Here is a 1,933-nt window from a genome sequence, read left to right on the forward strand (position 1 = left end):
GGCAGCTCAATGAAAGGCCGAGAAAGACCTTGCTCTATCAGACGCCGGCTGAGAAGTTCGCAGAATGTGTTGCAGCGATCGGTTGAACTCGCCGTGAAAAGCGCCGTTTGAGAGTCGGCCGGTCACTTCCGGTCTACCCCGATAATCAGACGTCTTCGGTGTCGGGCGTCACTTCTCAAAAGTGCCGATTTTGTTGCAAAAGTCCCAAAATGCCGAGCGACTAATTTTCCGCGAAAGGATGAAACAAGCTGCGATCGCCGATCGATGTAGCCTCAAGCGCGCCACCGAAGTCGCCGGTGGACTCATCGCTAGTTGATGTAGTCCCCCACATGATTATCCAGTTGCCGCACCTACAGCCCGGAAAAATTGTGTTCAGTGATGCAAAAAGACTTTTGCAACAAAATCTGCCAGATTCGGACTCATGCACCGCAGCAAACAACTAAAATTATTCGATCACTTCGTCGACGCCGGGGACAGAACATGCAGGATTGTGATCTCGCTGAATTGGCCCGCGTAAAGAGAGTAAATTTCCCGAAAGCAGTTTGCGAATGAGCGACGAGAGCACCCCAAGGCTCGGTGCCCTCGCGTTAATGCAGCCGGAAGACTCCGTCCACGGCGTGTAGTTCGGTAGGCTTGATCAGTTTAACCTTGGTTACGCGCTATGCTCAGCAATATTTCAGCAAGTTTTGCAGGTGAGGACAAGAAAGGAGAGTGATCTCCGTCTAGTGTAAAAACTTGCTGACATGGCGTATTTCCGAGCATTGCATCTTGGTAGAGCGGAGAGACTGCGTGGTCTTTCAGGCCTTTGACATAGTAGCGCTTCACCTGTCCATACCGTTCGGGAGTCAGGAAGAGCTTGTCGCCGTAAACCTTCGTCCGCTGAGGCGTGAGTTGTGATTTTGCCCAATCCGCGTCAACAGACGCGCATGTATTGTAAAAGACTTCGGGCGCCTTCTCGGTCGGAAAAGTGGCTGTCAGTCCGTCCGCAGAAACCTTCATGTTTTTAAGGACTAGATCGTCAACATTTAGTTTGGCATTCGCTTCAAGGAAGCTACCGAGACTCTCATTTGATCGGAAGAGAAGACCATTAATATAAACAGCAGCGGCCAATCGTTTCGATCTTTCTTCCGAAACCTGCGACGTTACAATCCCGCCCATACTATGGCCAACGAGTATCACAGGACCTTCCACGCCATCGATAACACCTGCAATGCGGGTCGTATAACTATTTAGGTCTGCATTCTCGATGGGAGCCGGGTCTCCGCCACTTGCGGGAAGATCGGGCGCAATCACCGCGTGTCCTTCGCGCCCCAATAACGGGATTAGCTTCCTCCAGCACCAACTGCCGTGAAATGAGCCGTGCACGAGAACGAACGTTGCTGCGTTCTTATCGGTCTTTTCTGTCGCCGCAAGAGATGAATTTAGCGTCCCGGATGACGCGATAGCGAATGTCGCTATGCTGGCTGCCCCTGCCATGACGGTGCGGCGGTTAATTGGCTGCGAATGAGTGTTCATAGGTTTCTTCCAAATTTTTGGTCATTAATGGTGGTTCTATTACTAGTACAATGGTACTATGAGCACAAATGCAAACTGCAGACGCTCATCTCCTTGCGCAACTTGCGGCTGGGGGAAACCTAGCAATACGAGGCCTTGGGGCGAGTTTCTCAAGGATGGGGCTACCCGCTGCTGTGGCAAAATGGTGGCTGAGCCATCCAGGTCCGAGCCGCGACGAAAGGGCCAGGGCGGCAGTGTCGAAGTCCGTTGTGGGTCAATCGCGTCATTCTGAGGGTGCGCCGATGACTTCCGGTCTACCCCGATAAACAGACATTCTCAGCGTTCGTCGGCATGTCTCAAAGGTGCCATGTGTGGACGGCTCCGAGTTGGCAAGAGAAATCTTCACGTCGCAGGCTTGGTCGGTGCTGCCATGTGTTCG

1 protein-coding gene is annotated in these 1,933 nt (G+C 52.5%); it reads right to left on the reverse strand.

Annotated features, from left to right (window positions below):
* Nucleotides 1-642: 642 nt before the first annotated feature.
* Complete coding sequence (locus N554_RS0130455; RefSeq protein ID WP_029586892.1) at nt 643-1,515, reverse strand: alpha/beta fold hydrolase; 873 nt, start codon at nt 1,513-1,515, stop codon at nt 643-645.
* Between the last annotated feature and the right edge of the window lie 418 nt (nt 1,516-1,933).

Source organism: Bradyrhizobium sp. URHD0069, assembly GCF_000701345.1.
Lineage (GTDB): Bacteria > Pseudomonadota > Alphaproteobacteria > Rhizobiales > Xanthobacteraceae > Bradyrhizobium.